21 protein-coding genes are annotated in these 22,159 nt (G+C 64.6%); 7 read left to right on the top strand and 14 right to left on the bottom strand.

Translation table 11 applies throughout. The features are described 5' to 3' along the window. Window positions 1-119: 119 nt before the first annotated feature. Window positions 120-1,946 carry a caspase family protein gene (locus tag I6F16_RS20305; protein ID WP_225150484.1) on the bottom strand — a complete coding sequence of 609 codons (1,827 nt, stop codon included), beginning with the start codon at window positions 1,944-1,946 and terminating at the stop codon, window positions 120-122. 225 nt (window positions 1,947-2,171) lie between these two features. Then, window positions 2,172-2,879, bottom strand: a complete 708-nt coding sequence (locus I6F16_RS20300) for a hypothetical protein (protein ID WP_225150483.1) — start codon at window positions 2,877-2,879, stop codon at window positions 2,172-2,174. A gap of 222 nt (window positions 2,880-3,101) precedes the next feature. Between I6F16_RS20300 and I6F16_RS20295 the strand changes: the two genes are divergently transcribed. The 4 genes from I6F16_RS20295 to I6F16_RS20280 all read left to right on the top strand — a co-directional run bounded on the left by I6F16_RS20295 (window position 3,102) and on the right by I6F16_RS20280 (window position 6,328). Further along, a complete protein-coding gene (locus tag I6F16_RS20295; RefSeq protein WP_036015295.1) occupies window positions 3,102-3,431 on the top strand; it encodes a hypothetical protein in 330 nt (109 codons plus the stop codon). Between the two features lie 85 nt (window positions 3,432-3,516). After that, window positions 3,517-4,047, top strand: a complete 531-nt coding sequence (locus I6F16_RS20290) for a gamma carbonic anhydrase family protein (RefSeq protein WP_036044000.1) — start codon at window positions 3,517-3,519, stop codon at window positions 4,045-4,047. 233 nt (window positions 4,048-4,280) lie between these two features. Continuing rightward, a complete protein-coding gene (locus I6F16_RS20285; protein ID WP_225173962.1) occupies window positions 4,281-5,819 on the top strand; it encodes a PAS-domain containing protein in 1,539 nt (512 codons plus the stop codon). A 140-nt stretch (window positions 5,820-5,959) separates the two neighbouring features. Further along, entirely contained in the window at window positions 5,960-6,328 is a 369-nt protein-coding gene (locus I6F16_RS20280) for a hypothetical protein (protein ID WP_036029699.1), read from the top strand. 180 nt (window positions 6,329-6,508) lie between these two features. Here I6F16_RS20280 and I6F16_RS20275 read toward each other — a convergent pair whose 3' ends face one another. The 6 genes from I6F16_RS20275 to I6F16_RS20250 all read right to left on the bottom strand — a co-directional run bounded on the left by I6F16_RS20275 (window position 6,509) and on the right by I6F16_RS20250 (window position 12,093). Next, a complete protein-coding gene (locus tag I6F16_RS20275) occupies window positions 6,509-7,000 on the bottom strand; it encodes a hypothetical protein (protein WP_225114715.1) in 492 nt (163 codons plus the stop codon). Between the two features lie 180 nt (window positions 7,001-7,180). Next, a complete protein-coding gene (locus I6F16_RS20270) occupies window positions 7,181-7,912 on the bottom strand; it encodes an aspartate/glutamate racemase family protein (RefSeq protein WP_225114714.1) in 732 nt (243 codons plus the stop codon). Between the two features lie 21 nt (window positions 7,913-7,933). After that, window positions 7,934-8,812 (bottom strand): ABC transporter permease, encoded by an 879-nt coding sequence (locus tag I6F16_RS20265; RefSeq protein ID WP_225114713.1) that lies wholly within the window; start codon window positions 8,810-8,812, stop codon window positions 7,934-7,936. Window positions 8,813-8,815: 3 nt separating this feature from the next. After that, window positions 8,816-9,769: an ABC transporter permease gene (locus I6F16_RS20260; protein WP_157280642.1), complete on the bottom strand. Its 954-nt coding sequence runs from the start codon at window positions 9,767-9,769 to the stop codon at window positions 8,816-8,818. A 5-nt stretch (window positions 9,770-9,774) separates the two neighbouring features. After that, window positions 9,775-11,064 carry a PotD/PotF family extracellular solute-binding protein gene (locus I6F16_RS20255; RefSeq protein ID WP_036029687.1) on the bottom strand — a complete coding sequence of 430 codons (1,290 nt, stop codon included), beginning with the start codon at window positions 11,062-11,064 and terminating at the stop codon, window positions 9,775-9,777. Between the two features lie 42 nt (window positions 11,065-11,106). Beyond that, complete coding sequence (locus tag I6F16_RS20250) at window positions 11,107-12,093, bottom strand: ABC transporter ATP-binding protein (RefSeq protein ID WP_036015276.1); 987 nt, start codon at window positions 12,091-12,093, stop codon at window positions 11,107-11,109. 255 nt (window positions 12,094-12,348) lie between these two features. Between I6F16_RS20250 and I6F16_RS20245 the strand changes: the two genes are divergently transcribed. After that, window positions 12,349-13,056 (top strand): GntR family transcriptional regulator, encoded by a 708-nt coding sequence (locus I6F16_RS20245; RefSeq protein WP_225114712.1) that lies wholly within the window; start codon window positions 12,349-12,351, stop codon window positions 13,054-13,056. A gap of 40 nt (window positions 13,057-13,096) precedes the next feature. On the opposite strand, the gene I6F16_RS20240 is transcribed toward I6F16_RS20245, so the two are convergent. From I6F16_RS20240 to I6F16_RS20230, 3 genes are all read right to left on the bottom strand, one after another. Continuing rightward, window positions 13,097-14,074, bottom strand: coding sequence for a tripartite tricarboxylate transporter substrate binding protein (locus I6F16_RS20240; protein ID WP_225114711.1), 978 nt, complete (start codon window positions 14,072-14,074; stop codon window positions 13,097-13,099). Between the two features lie 104 nt (window positions 14,075-14,178). Beyond that, window positions 14,179-14,994, bottom strand: a complete 816-nt coding sequence (locus tag I6F16_RS20235; protein WP_225114710.1) for a helix-turn-helix domain-containing protein — start codon at window positions 14,992-14,994, stop codon at window positions 14,179-14,181. A 104-nt stretch (window positions 14,995-15,098) separates the two neighbouring features. Continuing rightward, a complete protein-coding gene (locus tag I6F16_RS20230; protein WP_225114709.1) occupies window positions 15,099-15,305 on the bottom strand; it encodes a hypothetical protein in 207 nt (68 codons plus the stop codon). Window positions 15,306-15,452: 147 nt separating this feature from the next. Between I6F16_RS20230 and I6F16_RS20225 the strand changes: the two genes are divergently transcribed. Together I6F16_RS20225 and I6F16_RS20220 are read left to right on the top strand one after the other, a co-directional pair. Beyond that, complete coding sequence (locus tag I6F16_RS20225; RefSeq protein WP_225114708.1) at window positions 15,453-17,000, top strand: FAD-dependent oxidoreductase; 1,548 nt, start codon at window positions 15,453-15,455, stop codon at window positions 16,998-17,000. 165 nt (window positions 17,001-17,165) lie between these two features. Beyond that, complete coding sequence (locus tag I6F16_RS20220) at window positions 17,166-18,926, top strand: CYTH and CHAD domain-containing protein (protein WP_225114707.1); 1,761 nt, start codon at window positions 17,166-17,168, stop codon at window positions 18,924-18,926. Window positions 18,927-19,048: 122 nt separating this feature from the next. Here the strand turns inward: I6F16_RS20220 and I6F16_RS20215 are convergent, their stop codons facing one another. The 3 genes from I6F16_RS20215 to I6F16_RS20205 all read right to left on the bottom strand — a co-directional run bounded on the left by I6F16_RS20215 (window position 19,049) and on the right by I6F16_RS20205 (window position 21,989). Further along, on the bottom strand, window positions 19,049-19,672 hold the full coding sequence (locus I6F16_RS20215) for a transglutaminase-like cysteine peptidase (protein ID WP_036029667.1): 624 nt from the start codon (window positions 19,670-19,672) through the stop codon (window positions 19,049-19,051). Between the two features lie 330 nt (window positions 19,673-20,002). Then, on the bottom strand, window positions 20,003-20,614 hold the full coding sequence (locus I6F16_RS20210) for a PilZ domain-containing protein (protein ID WP_026312634.1): 612 nt from the start codon (window positions 20,612-20,614) through the stop codon (window positions 20,003-20,005). Window positions 20,615-20,738: 124 nt separating this feature from the next. Next, the gene (locus I6F16_RS20205; RefSeq protein ID WP_345960993.1) at window positions 20,739-21,989 is read right to left on the bottom strand and encodes an MFS transporter; all 1,251 of its coding nucleotides are present in this window, start codon (window positions 21,987-21,989) and stop codon (window positions 20,739-20,741) included. Window positions 21,990-22,159: the final 170 nt, after the last annotated feature.

Raw genomic sequence — 22,159 nt, 5'->3', positions numbered from 1 at the left:
GCTGCGCTGCGTCCAGGGCACGCATTGAGATCGAGGCGCGCTCTCTCAACACCCGTCATTGCGAGCGAAGCGAAGCAATCCAGGAAATTTTCCGCGGAAGGATTCTGGGCTTTACGTGCTCAATTGCAGATTTCGGCGTTACCAGCACCGATGTTGTTGGTCCTTCCAATTCCTGTCCCCGCCTCAAGTCGGCAGCCCGGCCGGACTGGACGACAGCCCGCGCTGCTGCAATAGATTTGTCCCGTGGCCTGAGGCTTCGAGGGCGTGGCCTCAACCTTCTTGCGCTCGTCGTCCCGCGATTTACCGACTTCGCGCGTTGCCACAGGCTTTTTGTCGGGCATCTTCTCGCATTCATTGTCGTCATTGATGCGATAGCCCGTGCGGCAGGTGATCTTCACGCAGGTATCGCCGTCCGCCTTGAAGCCGTAATTGCACACCAGCGGGCAGACCCGGCCCGGCTTGGCTTTGATCGCATCGAGCGCCTCGAAGCTCGCGAATTTGGCGTCGAACTTCGTGCCGGCATATTTGTTGAAGAGGCTGAGCGAACGCTGGGAGGTCGCATTCCAGTCGCCGTCCGCATTGCTCGCGAGGCATCCGACGCGGCGCAGTTCTGAGTGCACGAGTTTGGCCGTCTCCTGCGGCGACAGACTCGGCGCCGATTGAGCAGGGGCCAAGGCCGCGACCTTCTGCTCAGCGTCACGCTGAGCCTTCTCTTTGGCGGCTAGCTCAGCCGCTGCCTTTTCGCTGGCGATCTTTTCGGCCAGCGCCTTCTCGGCAGCCTGCTTGTCGGCCAGCGCCTTGGCGGCTGCTTCTGCATCTTTCCTGCGCTGCTCGGCGGCGGCCGCCTTGGCCTCTTCGATCTGCTTGGCCTTCTCCGCGGCGATCCGAGCGTCTTCGGCAGCCTTGGCCGCTGCAGCGGCTTTCTCCTGCTCGGCCTTCTTGGCCCGTTCGGCGGCAAGCTTTGCCTTCTCCTCCTCCGCCGCCCGCGCCTTCTCGGCCGCTGCAGCGCGGGCGTCTTCGGCGGAGATCCGGTTGAGTTGAGCCTTGGCGAGGTCGGTATAGAAGCCGCTCGGATAACGATTGAGGAATGCGGTCCAGACGTCGCGCGTGCCGAGCTGGAGCGCCAATTCATAGTCGCGCCGGATGTCGCTATCAGGGTTGGCTTGAGGCCCGGTCGCGGCCGGCTTGGCCGGAACCAGGGCCACGTCGTCACCGCCGAGCGAGCCGTACACAAATGGCTCCTGCTTATAGCCGGTATTCTTGAGCACGTCGTCGCGCACGAAGCCGAACGCCTTGCGCAGATCGAGCCCGGGCGTTGGCAGGCGTTCGACGAGAGCCGCCGCGAACGGGCTGTTCTTGGAGTCGCCATCGGACGCCGTCGAGCCTGCTTTCGCGGCGAAGGCAATCATAGTGTTTGGGCTGGTCGGCTCGACCTTGGCAAGGCCGCGGCCGATCGCGCGGGACGCGACCGTCCGCTTCATCGTCTTGGCGAAAGGATTGTCCCGGCAGGCATCCAGAATGACGAGCCGCAGTTGCTTGGCCGGCTCGACGGCAAAGAGTGCGCGGTCGAGTGCGACGGTCTCGTCCAGCACGTCGCCGTCCGTTTCGAGTGCGGCATCAGTGGGGATCAAATAGTTGGTTCCGTCCAGCTCGATGCCGTGTCCCGCATAGTAGATGACGGCGACGTCGGCATCGCGCGTCCGGCCCGCAAATTCGCGCAACGACCTGCGCATGTCGGCGGCGCTGAGGTCGAGCTTGATGTCGATGGTGTCGAACCCGGCCTTCCTGAACATGCCGCCGACCAGGGCGGCATCGTTCGCGGGGTTCGTCAGCCGCGCCACGTTCTTGTAGGCCGAGTTGCCCATGACGAGCGCGACGCGCTTCTCGGCCAGCGCCGGTCCGACCCACATCGCAAAAATCAACAAAACAAACAGCCGAAGCCGCATTCCAGCCCCCGAATGCAATAGCGTCAGATTATTCGCAGGATGGCCAAACGCAATCTATGATCAGTGACATTAGTCACACATCAACGCGGCCATCATGCCCTGTTTTGCCCCGACAGGTCAATCGCTATTCGAAAAAAACGAAACGAGTCGATGCTGCCCACGCTTGGCTACTGTGCATGGGGTTGTTTTCGACTTTTCTATTTTGGAGACTCCAGCTGCCCCCGCTCAGCTCCGCGGCCCGCGCAGCTGCGCGGTCAGCCTCTCCATCGCCTCCGCCACCTCGCGCCATTGCGACAGCCAGCTTCGTGGAAAGCGGAAGGTGAGGTCGGCGCCGCCGATGCGGCGCTCGGCGAGGCACATGCCGGGGGTGGCGGCATCGCGCGTGCAGCGCGCGGTGAGCGCGGGGCTCGCAGCCGAATAGAGGTCCTCGCTGCCGTAGGGCGTGTCGGTGCGGAACATCCGCATCGTCAGGCCGTCCGCAGGGCTTGCCGCGGCCTGGTCGAGATAGCGCGGATAGATCGTGGCCGTGCGCTGCTCGGGCGAGAGCGCATCGTGATGGGCTGCGATCGACAGGAAGATGCGGTCGATCGACTGCAGCGCCGCTTCCGCCGTGTCGGAGGTGACGTGCTTGGGCGCGCCGGGCGGCTCCAGCGAGGGATAGAGGAAGTCGAGATCGATGCGCTCCTGCGGCCCCGAGTGCCGCTGGATCTTCATCCGGATCGCGGTCACCGGCAGGTTGAACAACGTGCCGCCGACGCTCACCGGCAGCTTGTCCGGCGCGTTCGCGCCCCGGCTGCCCCAGGTCGGCCACAGCAGATAGGCGACGAGCGCGACAGCTGCGACCGCCGCCGCGCCGCCGAGCACGATCGGCACGACATGCGCCCGGGTGCGCGTGCGGGGGGACCTGAGGGGAGCTGCCGAGAACAATGCCATGAATTGTGCGAGGTCGACCGGAGGTCGGCCGATGGCCGACGAATCAGCCGCGAATATGCCATGCGACGGCGCTTTCGCGCAGCGTTCCCGGCCGCTTGGATCGGGACGGCCCCTGCATGGGACGGCCGGCCGCGTTAACCTTTCCTTAAGGATAATGTAGCGTTAACGGGCTCTGTTTGTCACAGGAAGGCACGCGCGTTGTGTAAGGGCGGAGCACTTCCGATGACACCTGAAGCTCTCAACACCTTCTTCTCGATCGGCATCGGTTTCGCGCTCGCGGGCGCGCTCGTGAACGGATACCAGGCGCTGGCGCAGCGGCCAGCCGGCTTCGGCCTGCTGCAGGACGGCGTGGCCCCGAAAACCTTCGCGGCAGTTCCCTTCCTGGTGTTCGCCGCGCCCTTCATCATCATGCGCAACACGCTGCGCGGCGTGCGGGTGGAAAGCCGCCGCATGGAATTCGTGATGATGGCGACCGTCATCGCTGCCTTTTGGAGCATGATGAGCGGCACCTTCTTCCTGATGACGCTGCGCGCCGCCGGCCTTCTGGTCTGATCCGAAGTGCCTCGAGCGCGGCCGGCCCTTTGCGTCGCGGCTGCCGTTTGGCTATGCCAATCGTCAACGCGACAGGAGACAGCCAATGGCCATCTACGAGCTCGACGGGCAGGCGCCCGACCTTCCCGCCGACGGCAATTATTTCATCGCCGAGACCGCGACCGTGATCGGCCGGGTGCGCTTGAAGCCGGGCGCGAGCGTCTGGTTCGGCGCGGTGCTGCGCGGCGACAATGAGTGGATCGAGGTCGGCGAGGGCGCCAACGTGCAGGACGGCTCGACCTGCCACACCGATCTCGGCTTTCCGCTTGTCATCGGCAGGAATTGCACGGTCGGCCACAACGTCATCCTGCACGGCTGCACCATCGAGGAGGGCGCGCTGATCGGCATGGGCTCGATCGTGATGAACGGGGCAAAGATCGGCCGCAACAGCATCGTCGGTGCCGGCTCCGTCATCACCGAGGGCAAGGAGTTCCCCGAGCGCTCGCTGATCATCGGCTCGCCCGCGCGCGTGATCCGCACCCTCGACGACGCCCAGGTGCAGAAGATGGGGAGCGCGGCCCGGTTCTACGTGGCCAACGGTCCGCGCTTCAAGCAGGGCTTGAAGCGGATCGGCTGACCGGCCCGCCCGGCCGCGCTTCGCCTCAGCCGTGCCACGGCTCCATACCGTAAAAATACAGCCTGACGCCTTAATCCTCTGCTAGCGCGATCACGCTTATCATCCAGCGTTTTCAACCAGGAGGAGCGGCGCCATGGGAGCTGCGGCGCTGCGGCGCCGACACGCTGACGGTCGCGGAGAAGGTCTACAGCATCGCCGCCTTCCTGGCGATCGTCACCACTTTCCTGCTGGTCATGTCGGTCCAGTCAGTGCGCCTGCAGACGACGTATCGCCACCTGCATGCCACCTCCGCCGACGCGGCGGTCGGCGTCGGGCGCATCAACGCCCTGATCTACGCCGTCGTGATGGAATCGCGCGGCATCTACATGTCCGCCGATCGTGCCGCGATGAAGCAGTTCGCGGACGGGCTGGTGCGGCGCAACCGCGAGCTCGCCGAGGCCGTGAAGAGCATGGAGCGCACGGTGGGCGACGACGACGCCGAGCTGTTCTCTTCCTTCCGCCAGCGCATCCAGCAATTCATCGACTTCCGCCAGGAGCTGGTGCGCCGCGGCGTCGAGATCAGCCCGGCCGCGGCCCGCGAGTGGGGCGACAACGACGCCAATCGCACCCTGCGCAGCAAGCTCAACAGCGATCTCGAAGCGCTCGAGCGCATCTACGAACAGCGCGCCCGCGAGGCGGACGAACTCGCCGACAGCCACCGCTACGCAGCCGCCTATCTGTTCGCGCTGGGGCTCGTGGCGCTGATGCTCGCGGCGTTGAACGTCGTCGTCATGCGGAACTCGGTGATCGGCGCGCTCGCCGATATCACGCAGGCGACCGACCGGATCGCGCAGGGCGACGTCAAGAGCGAGGTGCCGCATCTGCGCCGTCACGACGAGATCGGGCGCCTTGCGCGCGCGGTGCAGAATTTCCGTGACGCGGTGGCGCGCATCTTCGAGCTCGAGGAGCTCGAGCTCGGCACTGCGCAGGCGCGCGACGCGGCGATGACCGAGCGCGACAAGTTCAACGACAAGTACCAGGCCAAGAAGTGGCAGCTTTCGGCAGCGATCAACAACATGCCGCAGGGGCTGATCATGCTCGACGGCAAGGCCAATGTGGTCGCGATGAACGCCAATTACCGCAGGATCTACAATCTGCCTGAGACGATCCAGACCGGGTCGAGTCTCGAGGAGATCCTCCAGCACAGGGTCGAGAGCGGATTGTTCAGCGGCGACGTCACGAAATACGTCGCGGCGGTGCTCGACCGCATCGCCAAACGCCAGCCGACGTCGTACGAGATCGCGCTGAACGACGGCCGCATCATCAAGATCTACGAGCGCCCGATGGACGGCGGCGGCTGGGTGTCGGTGCAGGAGGACGTCACGGAACAGCGCCACCGCGAACGCATTCTCGAACGGATGGAGCGCTTTCTCGCCACTATCATCGAGAACGTGGCCGAGGGCATCATCGCCAAGGACGCGCGCAATCTGCGCTACGTCTTTGTCAACAAGGCCGCCGAGAAGATGATCGGCATGTCGCGCGGCGAGATCATCGGCAAGACGGCGCGGGAATTGTTCTCCGTGGAGGCTGCCGAATTGATCGAGCGGCGCGACCAGCAGTTGCTCGCACAGCGGCAGCAGCTCGAGCCGATCATCGATACCATCGACAATCCCGTCCGCGGGCGCCGCGTCATCTGCGCCCGCCGCATCCAGGTGGGGGGCGCCGGTGAGGAGTCCCACATGTTCGTAACCATGGTCGAGGATCGGACCGAACGGCCGGCAGCGGCGGCATAGCGGCCGGCGACAGCTCGCATCTGCCGCGAGCTGCCGATGCTCGCGCGGAAGTGAGACAGTGTGGCTGTCACGAATGACCGACTGACGGTAGCTTGGTCCTGCTTTGAAGCGTGGAGCAACTCCACGCGGAGGATCGAGTGATGTTACGCAGGATGATGATGACGGCGCTGGCCGTGGCGGCGGTCGGGCTGTCGGCGCCACAAAAGGCCGAGGCGGGCGGCGGTTTCGGACGTGGTGGAGGCTTTCACGGCGGTGGCTTCCATGGTGGCGGCTTCCATGGCTGGGGGCACCGTCATTGGCATGGCGGCGGCTTCTGGCCGGGGATCGGGATCGGGGTGGGTCTCGCCGGCGCCGGCCTGTACGGCGGCTATTACGGCTATCCCTATTACGCCGTCCCCGACGACTATGGCCCTGCCTACAACGATGGCTATGGCGGCTGCTACGTCGTGCGCAAGCGCGTCATGACCCCGTCGGGATGGCGTTACCGCCAAGTCGACGTCTGCGAGTGAGGCGAAATAGCTGTTAAAAAACAAGGTCGTTGACGCAGTATACCGTCAACGACCTTGCCAGCCCCGGATATTGAAATCGGCTCACGCCATCCGGTAACGGCGAGCATCGCGCGGAATCATACCGGCGAATGTGATCCAGTTCACAAGTGGCGAAAATAAAGTTCCCGCACCGTGCCCGGCTCAGCCGCCCGAGCGCTTGCGTGCGCTGGCGTGGCGGTGCCGCGCCGGTTTCCTGCGGGTAACCGATGGAGTCTCGACCTCAGTCGCCCGTGCGCTGGCAAAGGACTGCCGCAAGCCGTCGATGGATTCGTTCAAGGCCGTAACCTGCTCCGACAGGCGCTTGGTGTCGGCCTGTTGCGCCGCCAGCAGCCGCTTCATCGTCTGAAGCTGGTCCTGCACCACCTGGAGCTGGTCGATCGATTCCTGCTGGGTCGCCTCCAGCCCCTTGGTCTTCTCGACCAGCTGCTCGGAGGCCTGGGCGGTGCGGGCCTGAAGCTGCCGCGAGGCCACCACCCGGTCGCTCTCGGGGGCGGCGCCGGTATAGGCCCGCCAGATTGCGATCGACGTCACGCCCGCGATCAGCAGCAGGAGGGCTGCAGCAGTCAGCGCGATCGGCTGGGCGCCAAGGCGAAGGAGGGTGTTGGACGGCCTGTCCTGGACGAGATCGATCATCGCTGACAAAACCCAAATTGAAACTTGGTGAGTGGCGAAGACCGGCAACCCAGAGGGGTCACCGGGGCGTCCCGAAAGCCTTACGTTTCGGCAAGGAATGGGACCAAAAAGAGGCTGAGCGGCAAAAAACCAGTGATCAGCGGCTCTTGCAGCCCGGGAGCGCCGCGCAGGGGGCAGGGATCAAGGCTGAAATTGCGAGAACGGCCCGGAATAGCTCTTTGCGCGCGGTGCCGCATAGGGCCCGAGCCGGGAGGTCTTCAGTCCAAGTCGCACCAGTGATTCCGCCAGCGTCACCGCGGCCGCGACGCCGTCGATCACGGGCAGGCCGTGCGCGGCGGCGAGCTCGCCTGCGAGATCGGCCATGCCGGCGCAGCCGAGCACGATCGCTTCTGCCCGGTCGTCACGGACGGCGGCGGTGATCTCCGCCGAGATCTTGCCGAGCGCATCAATGTTGCGCTCTTCCAGCGCCAGCACCGGGACCTCGGCGGCACGGACGCGGGCGCAGCGTTCGGCCAGGCCGTACTTCCGCAGATTGTGCTCGAGCGGCACGATGGAGACGCCGAGCGTGGTCACCACGGCAAAGCGCGCCGCGATCAGGCTCGCGAGGTGGAAGCCGGCCTCGCCGATGCCGATCACCGGCGCCTTGGCGGCGGCACGCGCGGCATCCAGGCCGGTGTCGTCGAAGCAGGCGATGATGTGTGCGTCCGCGCCGTCGCGATCGGCCTCGCGGATGCAGCCGAGCATGCCGGGCACCGCGAAAGCTTCGTCGTAAAACCCCTCGATCGAGACCGGGCCCATCGCCGGCTGACGCGCATCGATCACGGTGCCCGCGAGGGCAACGCTGCGCGCGGCAGCGGCGATCTTCGCCGTCATCGACGCGGTTGTGTTGGGATTGACGACGTGAAGCCGCATCAGAACAGACGAGTCCTTATCTCAGACGAGTCCCTTGCCGGCGTCCGAGCCCTTGGCCGCCTGCCGCTTGTTGAGCACGTGAATGGTGCCGAGCGCAAGCGTGATGACCGTGAACGAGACCGCCGAGATCACGGTGCCGAGCGCGTAGATGTCGGGGTTGGTCACGGTGGTGGTGAGGCCTTGAAGATCCAGCGGCAACGTGTTCACGGCGCCGATCGCCTGGCTCGAGCGTGCGAGCTCGTCCCAGGACAGCGTGAAGCCGAACAGGCCGATGCCGATCACCGAGGGCAGGATGATCGGCAGCACGACATGGCGGAACGTCTGCCACGGTGTCGCGCCGAGATCGCGCGCGGCTTCTTCCAGCCGCGGGTCGAAGCGGTTGAAGATCGCGAACATGATGAGCAGCCCGAATGGCAGTGTCCAGGTCAGGTGCGCGCCCAGCCCGGACGTGAGCAGGCCCATCGAGGTCTCGAAATTCTCGTTCCAATGCGCCTTGATCAGGTCGTCGATGATGCGGAACTCGAGCGAGATGCCGAGCGAGGTGATGATCGAAGGCACGATGAGGCTGGCGATCGCCGAGTAGAACAGGATGCTCTGCGCCTGGAACTTGCGTCGGAACGCCATGCCGGCGGCGACCGACAGCACGACGGTGACGATCATCACGACGATGCCGAGCAGCAGCGAGCGGCGGAAGGCGGCACCGAGATCGACGATGCCGGTGCCCTGGAACAATTTTGCGATCCAGAAGGTCGATACGCCGTTCATCGGGAAGGTGAGGCCGCCCTGCGGCCCCTGGAACGACAGCACGTAGATCGCGATCATCGGCCCATAGAGAAACAGCACATAGGCCGCGAAGAAGATCGCGAGCACGTAGAACGAGCGCGGGCGTCCTTCCTTCATGCTCTAGAGCTCCTTCTTGATGTCGACGATGCGCGACATCATGGTGATGATCAGGAAGGTGATTGCGAGGAGGATCACGGCATTGGCCGCGGCGGCGGGGAATTGCAGCGCGTTGACCCGCGTCTCGATGATCTTGCCGGCGGCGGCGATCTGCTGGCCGCCCATCACGCCGATGGTGATGAAGTCGCCCATCACGATGGTGATGACGAAGATCGAGCCGATCACGATGCCGGGCTTGGCCAGCGGAATGATGACGTTGACGAGGGTCTGGAAACCGCTGGCGCCGGCGTCATAAGCGGCCTCGATCAGCGACTTGTCGATGCGCACCATCGAGTTGAAGATCGGCACCACCATGAAGAAGGTGAAGAGGTGCACCAGTGCCAGCACCACGGAGAACTCGGAGAACAGCAGCCATTCGATCGGATGGTTGATCAGCCCCGTCTTCATCAGGCCGGTGTTCACCAGGCCGTTGCGCCCGAGCAGCGGGATCCAGGCGATCATGCGGATCACGTTGGAGGTCCAGAACGGGATCGTGCAGAGCAGCGACAAGCCCATCTGCCAGGTCTTGGACTTGACGTGGAAGGCGAGGAAGTAGGCGACCCAGAAGCCGATGAAGAGGGTGATGGCCCAGACCAGGAAGCAGAGTTTCAGCGTCTTCAGATAGGTCTTGGCGATGGTGCAGAGCTCAGGGAGCTGCGCAATGCAGCCTTCGAACGTGTCGGTGTAGCCGCGGCCGGAGAAAGCCGGCAGCAGCTGGTATTCGTTGTAGTCCCAGAACGAGACGATGACGACGAAGACGAGCGGAATGAGGAAGAACGCGAGAAACACCAGCATCATCGGCCCGGCCTGGAGCCAGGAGATGAAGGACGGCGACAGGCGCGTCGGCTTTGCGGCGCGCGCTGTGCCCGACCCCGGGATCAAGCCCGGGGCTGCCTGTTGCAGGACCTCTTCCGACATGTCCGTTACGCCGCGATGAACTCGTTCCACTTGCGGACCATGTAGTCGTTCTCGTCCATCACGGCGTTCCAGCACGCGACCCCGCCCATGCGATCCTCGTAGGAGCCGCCGTCACGCACCGCGCCGGCCTTTTCAAGCAGCGAGCCGTCGGGCGCCTTGATGTCCTTCTCGGCCGGTTTGCCTTCCATCCAGTAGGCCCATTCGTAGGGCTCCATGTGCGCCTTCGCAGTGGAGAGCACGGCGGAGTAATAGCCCTGGCGGTTGAGATAGGCGCCGGCAAAGCCCGACAGGAACCAGTTCACGAATTCATAGGCCCATTCGAGCTTGGCACCCGAGACGCCCTTCGACACGCAGAAGCCGGAAGCCCAGGACCGGTAGCCTTCCTTCAGCGGCTGGAAGGTGCAGGGGATGCCCATCGAGCGCACCTTGGTGACCGCCGGCGACCACATCGACTGAATCACGGTCTCGCCCGAGGCCATCAGGTTGACGCTCTCGTTGAAGTCTTTCCAGAAGGCGCGGAACTGGCCGGCCTTCTTGGCCTCGGTCATCACCTTCATGGTGAGATCGATCTCTTCCTTGGTCATGTTGCCCTTGTCGGCATATTTGTACTTGCCGGAGGCTTCCACGACCATCGCGGCATCCATGATGCCGATCGAGGGGATGTTGAGGATCGAGGCCTTGCCCTTGAACTCGGGGTTGAGCAGCTCGGCCCAGGTGGTGATCGGACGCTTGATCAGGTCGGGGCGGATGCCGAGCGTGTCGGCGTTGTAGACGGTCGGGATCAGCGTGACGAATTCGGTCGCCGACGTCGCGAACTTCTTGGAGTCCTTGCCTTCGAGATAGAGCACCTTCCAGGGCGCGGTGCCCTGGCCGCCGATCTTCTTGCCGCCGGGCGTCTCGCCCTTGGTGAAGACGGGCGTGATGTTGCCGAACTCCTTGATCTTCTTGGCGTCGAGCGCAAGGATGTTGCCCGACGGCACCAGCTTCTTCAGCGAGAAATATTCGGTATCAAGCACGTCGAAGGAATTCGGCTGGGTCATCACGCGCTTGGTGACGTCGTCCGTGGTTGCGGTGATGTATTCGATCTTGATACCAGTGTCCTTCAGGCATTGCTTGGCGATGTCGTCGCCCTCGTTCACGGCCGTGCCGAGATAGCGCAGCACCTTCGCATCGGCCGACTTCACGTAAGGAAAGCCGGTGATCGCGCCGGAGCCGGCGGCGAGGCCGGCGAGACCCGCGGTGCCCTTCAATAGCGTGCGGCGGCTGACGCCGGTCTTCCTGGTCGTCTCGGTCATTTCGCTCACTCCTCTGTGTTGCGCATTCCGTGGTGAAGGGTGCTATTGCAGGCGTTGCGCCTTGGCGGGATCCCAGGTCGCCAGCACGCGATCGCCCGGGCGGAACGGATGCACGTCGAAGGCGGCCTCGGGAACGTGGGAGAAAAGGGCGGTGCCGTCGTCGAGCGTGAGCGAGACGGCGATGTAGGAGCCCTGGTACTCGGTCTGGGTCAGCAGCGCCGGCGCGCCGAAGGCGCCGTCGACGAACGGCACGATGCCGAGCTGATCGGCGCGAACGGCGATGAGATTGCCGGCGTCGCTGAGCACGTTGTGTCCGCCGATGAATCGGGCCACGAATTCGGTGCGGGGACGATGGAAGATGTCGCGCGCCGTGCCCTGCTGCTCGATCCTGCCGTGGTTCATCACCACGATGTGGTCGGCGAGGGCCATCGCCTCTTCCTGGCCGTGGGTAACCTGGATGAAGCTGATGCCGAGCTCGCGCTGCAGCCGCTTCAGCTCGCCGCGCATCTTGACGCGCAGGAACGGATCGAGCGCCGAGAGCGGCTCGTCGAGCAGGAGGATCTGCGGCTCGGTGATCAGCGCGCGCGCGAGCGCGACGCGCTGCTGCTGGCCGCCGGAGAGCTGCGCCGGAAGACGGCCTGCATATTGGCTCATCGCGACCAGCTCGAGCAATTCGCCGGCGCGCTTGTGCCGCGTCGGCTTGTCGATGCCGCGCATCTTCAGGGCGAAGGCGACGTTGTCGAGCACGGAGAGGTGCGGAAACAGAGCGTAGGACTGGAACATCATCGCGGTGCCGCGCTTGGCGGGCTCGAGGTCGGTGACGTTCTGCGCGCCGAGGATGATGTCGCCTTCGCTGACCGCCTCGTGACCTGCGATCATGCGCAGCGTCGAGGTCTTGCCGCAGCCGGAGGGGCCGAGCAGGCAGCAATAGGTGCCGGCCGGGATCTTCAGGTTGACGTTGTCAACGGCCAGCGTGGCGTCGTAGCGCTTGGTGACGGCGACCAGTTCGAGAGCGGCGGGAATGGCCATGGCGTGTCCGAGGAGGGGCGTTGCGTCCCGCCTCTCTCCGCAAGGTCCGTGCCAACAGCCCGCGACGATGCGAATTTCAGAAACTGTGCAGCGGAGTCAGATCGTTAGATCGATTCCGGCCCAATGTCGGGCCGTCACCCGTGCAGCCAGCTGCACACAAAACGGGCGAAGATTGTATAAAGTTTCGCCTGTGATTGGATACAGCTCGTCGACTAACATTGCAGGCCGAACGTTCGTCGATCGAGCCTCACAATCATGGCCGCCAAGTCCCGCCAGAAACCCGATGCGCCAGACGCGAGCGATCGCGTCAGCCGTATCCGGGAGGGTGTGACTGCCGCGATCCTCGAGCATCGCCTGCTGCCCGGCACCAAGCTCGGGGAGGACGAGATCGGCGACATCTACGGCGCAAGCCGGACGCTGGTGCGCTCAGCGCTGCAGCAGCTTGCGCATGAGGGCATCGTCAATATCGAGAAGAATCGCGGCGCTTTCGTTGCGCGCCCGACGCCGGCTGATGCCCGCGAGGTGTTCGAGGCGCGGCGCCTGATCGAGCCCAGCATCGTGGACCGCGCCATTGACGCGGTTTCGCCGGCCTGGCTCGATCGCCTGCAGCACCATCTCACGGAAGAACGCGAGGCCGAGTTGCGCGGCGATGCCCGCGCCTCGGTGCGGCTCTCCGGCGAGTTTCATCGTCTCGTCGCCGAGATGAGTGGCCACAGCATCTATCTCGGCTTCCTGAAGGAGCTGATCGCGCGCTCCTCGCTCATCATCCTGCTCTACCGCCGTCACGACACGCCCGCGTGCGGCACCGATCATCATGCCGGGATCGCCGCCGCGATCCGCAAGCGCGACAAGGCGCGCGCCGGCGCCTTGATGCTGTCGCACCTGAACGAGATCGAGGCGGAGCTGTTCCTGAAGGATCCCGCCGCCGATGAATTGCGGCTGGCGGACGTGCTGGGGGCGTGAGAAGGGCGTCGCCAGCGCACGGGATCGGCGGGTCCGGACGCTATTGTGGCTCCAATCCGAGATTCTTGATCGACTCCAGCCAGACCGGCCCTTCTTTTTCGTAGAGGGCGACCGAGGATGCGCGGTCCATTGCCGGCGCATCGACCCCGAAGGCCTCCAGCAGCTTCTGGACACGCTCGGTCTTGCCGCCTTCGACCATCAGCTTGGCGAGCAGCTCGATCCGGTCGGTCGGCGTCGCAGCGGGCGCCACCAGGGTCGTGAAGCTGGTCAACTGGAAGACCTTGCCGGTGACCCCCTGCTCGGTGAACGTCTTGGTGTCCGGCAGCTTCTTCATGCGAACCAGTGACGGAACAGCGATCGCGCGGCCGACGCCGGTATCAAGGACCGGAAGCGCGGCTTGGTAGCTGCCGGTCGCGGCCTGGATGACGCCGGCCGCCAAGTCCTGCCACATCGGCGCTTCGCCGCGGTAATGCACGATGGAGATGTCGAGGCCGTATTGGCGATTGAGCTCGGCGATCGCGATGTGCGCGAACGAACCGATCCCATACGAGCCGGCCGTGACCTTGTTGCGGCGCGCATAGGCGACGAAATTTTCGATGGACTTTGCACCGGTGGCGGAATGGACGACCAGCGGCAGATGACCCGATGGCGTCATCGCGACGATCGTGAAATCCTTGTCCGGATCGTAGGCGAGCGACTTCAGCAGCAGCCGGTTTCCGAGCAGCGTGGACGAGATCGTGTACATCAGCGTATGGCCGTCCGCCGGCGAATCCTTGACCGATTGGGCTGCCAGCGCGCCGCTCGCTCCCGTCTTGTTTTCGACGACGACCGGCTGTCCGAGCTTCTGAGAGATGTAATCGCCATAGGCGCGGGCGAACGCATCGGTGATGCCGCCGGCGGGCGTCGACACGACGATTTTGATTGCTTTGGTCGGCCAGGCTTCGGCCGCAGCCCCATCAGCCGTGGCCAGCACCAGGCCTGCAATCGCAGCGCCCAGCATTGCGACGAATGTCCTCACTTGCCCCTCCCGTTTTGTTGCGTCTTTGGGCGCCCTTTGGCCGCCGGGCAGAGATGTCACACGAGCAGAGTCAAATAGAAACAACATTTCATTGTGTGAAATGGCTAGCTCTTGGCGGCCGCGGACGGGCCGGCCGCAGCAAGCCTGGCGCTGAGCGTCTCGGCCAGTGCGGAGGCGACTTTCTTCATCTGAGGCACGAAGCGCCTGAGACCTTCCTCGGTGCTGACGGCCTCGCGCAGCATCATCACGTTCATGCTTGCGAACAGGCGGTTCGGAACAGCGACGGGAACGCCGATCGCCCAGACGGCGCCGCCGAAGATGCGGCGGCTGTAGCTCTCGTCCATCACTGCGAATCCGGCTTTCCGGATCGCGCGCAGCACCTTGGTGAGTTTGGCGGGATTGCGGGCGAGGTCGTTCCAGGGCTCCGGGCTGAGGGCAAGGCGCGCCGCGATGCGCTCCTGCTCGGCCGGTTCGCAAAACGCCAAATAGGCGCGCCCCATCGAGGTGCCCAGCACGGGAAAGCGAAAACCCGGCGGACGGTAGAAGAGCAGCGAACCGCCGATCCGGGTCGTATGCGCGATCACCATGGATTCCTCGTCGAGCACGGCCACGTCCGAGGGCCACTGAATCTGTTGGCGAAACTTGTTGAGCATCGGTTCGGCGATACCGCCGATCCAATTGGGTTCGTCGTAGCCGGCGCTGAGCAGGAGCGCCCGTCCGGTCGGGGCATAGCTGGGCGGCTCGGCGCGTCGCACCACATATCCTTCATGCTCCAGCGTTTCGAGCATGCGGACGATTGTTGCCTTGTTGAGGCCCGTCGCCTTATGCAGCGAGCCTACGGTCGATTGCCGTTCCTGGTTGATGATGCGCAGGACCTCGAGGCCTCTCGACAACGCGATAACGGGACGGAACCAGGGCATGGCAGCTCTTTGTGAGGACCGTGCCGCTAGTCAATGATGTAATCGCCGGATCAGTCAACAGGCCCGACTCCCGGCCGGGAATTGGACGGTGCCGCATCGGCTCCTCAGCGACCGATTTCGCTTTCGGCGGCAAGCTGCCCCTCTGCCGTGATCTCGTATTCGCCGTCGTGCTTGGTCATCCATCCTGACCTGACCATCTCTCGTGCAAGCTGTATCGAGCAGATCGGATGATTGCCGCCCGGGTGATACAGCCTGTCGTTGCGGACGAGCAGGTGCCCGTACAATCGCGCCTGGCGCAGCGCCCTGCGCATCCCCGGTGATGGACTTTTCATGCCGGTTCAAGCGCGAGCACGATGAAGGTTCCTAATGAATGCGGCCATCTCATCGGCGTTTCGTCCGATAGCGCACATAGGAACCGTCATTCTGCTGCATCGTTTGTTCTTCCGAGGAGTAGCGCCATGAATGTACGGGATGAGCACACGCGGTCCCTCTGGATGGACGTATCTGTCGCCGAAGCTCCGGTGCTGTCGCGCACGGTCGGCGTGGACGTTGCCGTGGTCGGCTCCGGAATAGCCGGGCTTTCGGTCGCATATGAACTTGCTTGCCATGGACGTTCGGTTGCAGTCATCGATCGCGGCCGCATCGGCAGCGGGATGACGGCGCGCACCACGGCGCATCTGGCGACCGCACTTGATGATGGTTACGATGCGCTCGCGCGAGTCCGCGGCCCTGACTGTGCGCGGCGTTACTATCAGAGCGTCGCTGCCGCGATCGATCGCGTCGAGGCCATCCAAGGCGCCGAGCACATCGATTGCGGTTTTAAGCGCGTCGATGGCTACTGGGTACTGGCATCCGGAACGTCCGCATCCGAGCTGGATAGTGAATTGGATTGCTGTCGCAAGCTGCAGATTCCTGTCGAAAATTGCATTAATCCGACACCATTCCATGACAGGGGTCAGACGCGTTCGCTGCGCTTTCCGCGCCAGGCGCGCCTGCATCCGACTAAATATCTCGCCGGTCTGGCGAGCGCACTGCAGCGCCGGGGCGCCCAGCTCTATGCTGACACCTGCGTCGAGAGCATCCAGCAACGCCAGGGTAGCATGGTCGTCACCACCGCCTCAGGCTACGAGGTTCACGCCGCCGACGTGGTGGTTGCGACCAACTCGCCCGTCAATGTTCAGGTGGCGATCCACACCAAGCAGGCGCCTTACCGCACTTATGCACTCGCCGCGAAGATTGCGGCCGGCGCCGTGGAGGATGCGCTCTATTGGGACACGCTCGATCCTTATCATTATGTCCGCCTCCACCCGTTATCTGCCGACGAGGACATCGTGATCATCGGCGGCGAAGATCACAAGTCGGGTGAGGCGAATGATGGCGCACAGCGCCTTGACGCGCTTGAGCGCTGGGCGCGCGAGCGATTGCCGGATTTGCGCGAGGTCACCCATCGGTGGTCGGGTCAGGTGCTGGAGCCGGTCGATTTCGCCGGCTTCATCGGCCGCAGCCCCGACGAGGAGCATGTATTCGTTGTCAGCGGCGACTCCGGGCAGGGGATCACCAACGGGCTCGTGGCGGGCATGCTGATCGCGGATCTCATCACCAGCGGCGCCAGTCACTGGGAGGACGTCTACGCTCCGTCACGGAAGATTCAAAGGAACATCGGCGAGTTCATCAGCGAGAACATCACCCCTATCAAGAATTTCGCGGAGTATCTCACCGCAAGTGAAATCGCGAGCGCTGAACAACTGCGGCCCGGCGAGGGGCGCCTCTTCCGAAGCGGCCTGAAGAAGATCGCGGCGTGCCGGGACCGAAGCGGACATTTGCATTTGCATTCGGCGAGCTGCACCCATTTGGGCTGCGTCGTGCACTGGAACTCACTCGAACAGTGCTGGGACTGCCCATGTCACGGATCGCAGTTTGCACCCGATGGCACCGCGCTCAACGGCCCGGCGGTTTCCCCGCTCGGCGAGGCTGAAAAGCCGGCCAATCTTGAAGCGGCAGAATGAGCGGCATCTCTCGGCGTGTCGTAGGGGGCTTGGGCCGGCGGCTGCAGCTTTTACCTGGCGAGCTACATGTGAATCATGATGCGCGCCGATCTGATGTGACTATTCCTCGCAGGCTGTACAGGCTATATCCCTGTCGCCTGTCATTGAACTGTCATGTTACCGCAAATGCTAAAGTCAGATGCTGCGCCGGCTCGCAAGACTCCGGGCGCACCGGAAGCCAATCCTGCTGTTGGGAACACCAAGAGAACGCAGATCCTTACCGGCTTCCCGGGGCAACGCGAGGACGTCAGCGTGGAACCCGCGACGGTCGAGGAGCGCGCTGCCATTGAGCAGACGCCATGGCAGGACGTGACGCCCGCGCCGAGCCCGACCCAGCCCGCATCTCCCGCCGCCGAAATCGAGCTCAAGCTGCTCGTTGGTGCCGATCGCATGGCGCATTTCGGCGCAGCGCCCGTGATCGCGGCGAACGCACGCAACAAGGGCACGCGCAAACGTCTCAAGTCCGTCTACTACGACACGCCCGAGCGGGCGCTTCGTCGCGCCGGCCTGAGCTTGCGCGTCCGCCAGAGCGGCACGCGTTTCGTGCAGACCGTGAAGACCGAGGTTGCGGACGATCCGTTGCGTCGCGGCGAATGGGAAGCAAGCGTGCCTTCGCTTGCGCCCGATCTCGCTTTGGCGATGCCGTTCATTCCGGAGAAGCTTCGCGAGCGACTCAAAGCGCAGCCGCTCGAAGCGGTGTTCACGGCCGATGTGCATCGGCACACGCGCATCATCGACCTGCCGTCCGGCACGGTCGAGGTCGCCTGCGACCGCGGCGAGCTGACGGCCGGCGACCGGTCGCTTCCTGTCAGCGAGATCGAGCTGGAGCTGAAGAGCGGCAGCACGAGCGCGATCTACGAGATCGCTCTGCGCCTTGCGGAGCACGGAACGGTGAAGCCGTCCATCCGCAGCAAGTCGGCGCGCGGCTTCGATCTTGCCGCGGACCTGCCGCCGTCGGCACGCCGGCCGCGCAAGCTTCGCCTCGATCCCTCCGTGACGCTCGACGAAGCCTTCGCGACCATCCTGCGCACCTGCTTCCTTCACCTGCTGCAATCGCTGCCGGCGGCCGAGGACGGCCGCAATCCGGAAGGCGTGCATCAGCTGCGCGTCTCGCTGCGCCGGCTGCGATCCGCGCTCGACCTGATGCGTTCGGTCGGCGCGCTCAGCAATCTCGAGGCGCTGCGTTCGGAGGCCAAATGGCTGGCGCAAGGCCTGTCCGCCGCGCGCGACTGGGACGTGTTCCAGCTCGCCACCTTGCCGGCGATCGCAAAAGCCTGTCCGTCGGTCGCGGGTTTCGATGCGCTTGGGCGGGCCGCGGCTCAGCGTCAGGCGGAAGCCTATCGCAGCGCCCGCCACGCGCTCGATGATCGCCGTTGCGCGCTCTTCCTGATCGGTCTTGGCGGTTGGATCGAGACGCGCGGCTGGCGCAACGGCGTCGCGCCCGAAGATCTCGGCCGGCTCGCCGAGCCCGCCCTCAATTTCGCGCAGCGCGTCCTATCGGAACAGCACGCGAAGGTGCTCAAGCGCGGCCGCCGCTTCAAATCGCTGACGGTCGACGAACTGCACCGCGTGCGGCTCGCCACCAAGCGGCTGCGCTATCTCAGCGAGTTCCTGCTGCCGCTCTACGAGGATCGCAAGTCCGCACGAAAATTCGCACGCCGGCTCGCCGGCTTGCAGGAGGAGCTCGGCGTCTTCAATGACATGGCGGTGACGGCCTCGTTGCTCGATGGGCTCGGCGCTGACGATCGCGACAGCGCCATTGCGGCGGCCGCGATCGCCGGCTGGCAGGCGCGGGCATCGATCGGCATGCAGCAGGGCTTGCAGGATAGCTGGCGGGATTTTGCCGCCGCACGCGTGCCTTGGTCGCGCCAAGGCGAGCAGAGCTGATCGCGCTTTCCCAAAAAGTTGCGCCCAGCCATTGGGGGATGGCTGGGCGCGCGCGAACCGGTCTGGGACGGGGAGGGGTGGGGATGTGACCGGGTCGCGTAACCTGTTGTCTCTCGTTCCTACTAATCTTTGGCGCTGGCGGTGGAGACCGCAGGCTTGGTATCGCCCAGCGAGACCCAGACGTTGGGATCGCTCTGCGACTGGCGCTTGACGAAGCGGTAGCCGGTCTCCGTCCAGGCGAGGACGTTCTCGTTCTGATTGTCGAGAATGAACTCGCCCTTGTCGGTCTTCACCGTCAGCACCGCGTGGCCTTCGCCTTTCTTGTCGCGCACCACGGTGATGAGCAGGGCCTGGCGCGGCCAGCCGGCATCCATCAGCATCTTGCGCTTCAACAGCACGTAGTCTTCACAGTCGCCGTAACCGTCTGACGGCAGCGACCACTTCTCGATCACGCCCCAGTGCTCCTGGTCGGTCAGAGGCTTGACGGTCTCGTTGACCCAGCGATTGACCTTGACGAGGTCGCGCCATGCGGCCTGCGACATCACGATGTCGCGCGGCTGCAGCGGTGCGCCCTGGCACTGGGCAGCATTGTCCGCGCAGAACTCGACCCAGCCGATCGGCGCACGCGTGGTGTCGCCGAGGCTCGCGTAGAGCAGACGGCCTTCGCCGGCCTGCGCTGCCGCGCTGATCCCGAAGAGCATGGCGGCCAGCGCCAGTCCCTTCCCCCGTCCCCTGAAGTCAAACATTGCGGCCCCCGTTTCTTGTTGGGACCACAATTCGCACGGAGCTTTTGAGTTGCCGCTAAGTCGACCAAGTCAAGTCGAGACGAATGCAAGTAAAAGGCGCGGCGAATTCGATCTATACTTGAATAGAATTCGCGTAAAATTGGATATGACTGCAATTGATTCAAATTTTTCCTATTAACGCGGAAACGCTGGGAGGAGCGTTGTTTGCGCTCATCTGCGGCCCCTCCGTTAACCGCTGGCCATTCACCGCGGGACATGAAAAAGGCGGCGTCCGCATCGCGGAAGCCGCCTTCGAGCCTGGAAATATGGAGGTTTTCGCGTCCTTGCGCTTTACCGCGCGGTAACGCTCTCTTCGAGTGTCTCCGCCGGCTGCTCGTGCATGAACTCGAGCGCGAAGCCGTCCTCGAGGTTTCGGACCACGCGGCCCTGGACCCGGCCGAGCAGAACCGTCGATTTCAGCGGCGGCCGGTTCTCGGCAGCGATGGCCGCGCCCGACAGCGAGAGGTCGATGATGCGGCAGGTCATCTTGGTGCCGTCCTCGAGCGTCAGCACCGCGATCGGGTTGCGCGGCACGATGCGGTCGTGGCGGCGGTCCTCCGGCAGATTGAGGATGTCGCGGTTGGCCAGCCAGGTCAGCTGCGCGGCGAGCTTGTCGCGCTTGCGCGGCGTCGCACCGATGGTCATGGCGAAGCCGTTGTCGATGATCCGGGTGATCTTGCCCTCGACGCGGCCGATATGGTCGAGATAGGCGACCACGCGGTCGCCGACATTGCCGATGCCGGGGGCGAGCAAAGCGAGGCCGCCCGGCGACATGTTGATCACCTGGCAGGGGAATTCCCGGCGGTCCGGCAGCATGTAGCGGCCGAGCAGGTGCACCTTCACCCGCTGGAAGCGCCTGCGCTCCTCGGCGGCCGGAAGAAATTTTTTGTTCGCCAACGCCATTTCCAACACCCGACCCCCCGCCCGGGCGGAGTCCTTGCGACCCTAAGGTGCACAGGGTTAATGCCGCGTTAGGATCGGGCGCGCTGGACACGGACAGACACGATGCGCTCGAAAAGCCACACCTTCAGGCGGGGCTCGGCTTCCTCGCGGCGCGCCCATAAAGCAGGCACAGCAGCGCCAGCAGCACGGCGGCCGACAAGCCGAGCGACCAGTGGATGCCGATCGCCGCGCCTGCCACCCCGACCGTGATGCCGCTGAAGGCGCGCATGCCGAGGCCGGCCATGTTGTAGAGGCCGACGACGCGGCCGCGGATGTCGTGCGGCGCGTTCAGCTGCACCAGCGCCTGCGCCATGGTGTTGAACGAGAGCTCGAAGAAGCCCGCGAAGAACAATAGCGCGATCGCGACCGGATAGACCGGCACCAGCGCGAAGCCGAGCAGCGCCACGCTCCACAGCATTGCCAGCGTGATCGCGGTGCGCGGGGTGCCCTTGAGCCGTCCCCAGGATTCCAGCACGATTGCGGCAAGCACTGCGCCGGCCGCGTCCGCGGCGAGCAGCACGCTGTAGGAGACGCCGGGATCGCCATGGCCGAGATCGCCGGCATAGCCCGGCATCTGGGCGTGATAGGCGTTGCCGATCATGAAGGAGGTGAGGCCGGCGAGCCACGTCATCGCCGACAACACGGGCTGGGTGCCGATCGCGCGGATGGTGAGCACGATGTCGGCAAGGCCGCGCACGGCAAAACGCCTTGCCGCCACGCTCTTGTCCCTGATCGGGGCCCAGAACAGCCAGAGCAGCATCGGCAGATAGAACAGCGTGTTGAAGATGATGCCGTGCGAGGGACCGAGCGTCAGCATGATGAGCCCGCCCACCGCAGGTCCGACCAGGATGCCGAGATAGCGCGCCATCGCGTTCAGCCGCACCGCGCTCGGCAGGTCGGCCGGGCCGACCAGGTCGTAGAGCAAGAGCTGGTTCGGCGTCTGCCAGAGCACGCCGGCGCAGCCATGGATCACCAGAAGCAGCATCGCGTGCCACATCTGGATCGTATCGGTCAGGAAGAAGAAGCCCCAACCGGCGGAGGCGACGATGAACAGCAGCATGCCGCACTGGATGATGCGGCGCGGATCAAACCGGTCGGCGAGGCCGCCGACCGCGACGGAGAACAGCAGGAACGGCAGCCAGTGCGACAGCACGGCAAACCCGCCCAGCGTCGGCGAATGGAATTTCTGGAACACCACCCAATAGCTGATCACATGCTCGATATTGTCGGCCATCATCGCCAGCACGTAAGAGGCGAACTGGAGACGGTAGGGCACGGACCTCATCGCCGCGAACGATCCGGACGCGGCCACGGGATTTTGGGGAAGCGGATTCACGGGATGACCTGAGGTGAGACTCGTGGCGAGTTACACGCTCGCCGGCCGGCGCTCAAGACAATTGGGCGTGCTGGAACACCAGCCATTCACTCTTGCCACGAGGCTCCGTGATCTCAGGTGCAAGCCTTGCGAGCTCCGGCCCGCTCTCGTCGAGCCGGAGCAGCGACGCA

Origin of the sequence: Bradyrhizobium sp. IC4060 (genome assembly GCF_020193715.1) — a bacterium.
Classification (GTDB): Bacteria; Pseudomonadota; Alphaproteobacteria; order Rhizobiales; family Xanthobacteraceae; genus Bradyrhizobium; species Bradyrhizobium yuanmingense.
The sequence above is the reverse complement of the archived record's forward strand: the minus strand, read 5'-3'. Positions and strand labels throughout refer to the sequence as shown.

Coding starts and splice junctions, on each gene's coding strand:
- I6F16_RS20305 (WP_225150484.1), bottom strand. CDS start 1,946: ATGCGGCTTCGGCTGTTTGTTTTGTTGATTTTTGCGATGTGGGTCGGA.
- I6F16_RS20300 (WP_225150483.1), bottom strand. CDS start 2,879: ATGGCATTGTTCTCGGCAGCTCCCCTCAGGTCCCCCCGCACGCGCACC.
- I6F16_RS20295 (WP_036015295.1), top strand. CDS start 3,102: ATGACACCTGAAGCTCTCAACACCTTCTTCTCGATCGGCATCGGTTTC.
- I6F16_RS20290 (WP_036044000.1), top strand. CDS start 3,517: ATGGCCATCTACGAGCTCGACGGGCAGGCGCCCGACCTTCCCGCCGAC.
- I6F16_RS20285 (WP_225173962.1), top strand. CDS start 4,281: ATGTCGGTCCAGTCAGTGCGCCTGCAGACGACGTATCGCCACCTGCAT.
- I6F16_RS20280 (WP_036029699.1), top strand. CDS start 5,960: ATGTTACGCAGGATGATGATGACGGCGCTGGCCGTGGCGGCGGTCGGG.
- I6F16_RS20275 (WP_225114715.1), bottom strand. CDS start 7,000: ATGATCGATCTCGTCCAGGACAGGCCGTCCAACACCCTCCTTCGCCTT.
- I6F16_RS20270 (WP_225114714.1), bottom strand. CDS start 7,912: ATGCGGCTTCACGTCGTCAATCCCAACACAACCGCGTCGATGACGGCG.
- I6F16_RS20265 (WP_225114713.1), bottom strand. CDS start 8,812: ATGAAGGAAGGACGCCCGCGCTCGTTCTACGTGCTCGCGATCTTCTTC.
- I6F16_RS20260 (WP_157280642.1), bottom strand. CDS start 9,769: ATGTCGGAAGAGGTCCTGCAACAGGCAGCCCCGGGCTTGATCCCGGGG.
- I6F16_RS20255 (WP_036029687.1), bottom strand. CDS start 11,064: ATGACCGAGACGACCAGGAAGACCGGCGTCAGCCGCCGCACGCTATTG.
- I6F16_RS20250 (WP_036015276.1), bottom strand. CDS start 12,093: ATGGCCATTCCCGCCGCTCTCGAACTGGTCGCCGTCACCAAGCGCTAC.
- I6F16_RS20245 (WP_225114712.1), top strand. CDS start 12,349: ATGGCCGCCAAGTCCCGCCAGAAACCCGATGCGCCAGACGCGAGCGAT.
- I6F16_RS20235 (WP_225114710.1), bottom strand. CDS start 14,994: ATGCCCTGGTTCCGTCCCGTTATCGCGTTGTCGAGAGGCCTCGAGGTC.
- I6F16_RS20230 (WP_225114709.1), bottom strand. CDS start 15,305: ATGCGCAGGGCGCTGCGCCAGGCGCGATTGTACGGGCACCTGCTCGTC.
- I6F16_RS20225 (WP_225114708.1), top strand. CDS start 15,453: ATGAATGTACGGGATGAGCACACGCGGTCCCTCTGGATGGACGTATCT.
- I6F16_RS20220 (WP_225114707.1), top strand. CDS start 17,166: ATGCTAAAGTCAGATGCTGCGCCGGCTCGCAAGACTCCGGGCGCACCG.
- I6F16_RS20215 (WP_036029667.1), bottom strand. CDS start 19,672: ATGTTTGACTTCAGGGGACGGGGGAAGGGACTGGCGCTGGCCGCCATG.
- I6F16_RS20210 (WP_026312634.1), bottom strand. CDS start 20,614: ATGGCGTTGGCGAACAAAAAATTTCTTCCGGCCGCCGAGGAGCGCAGG.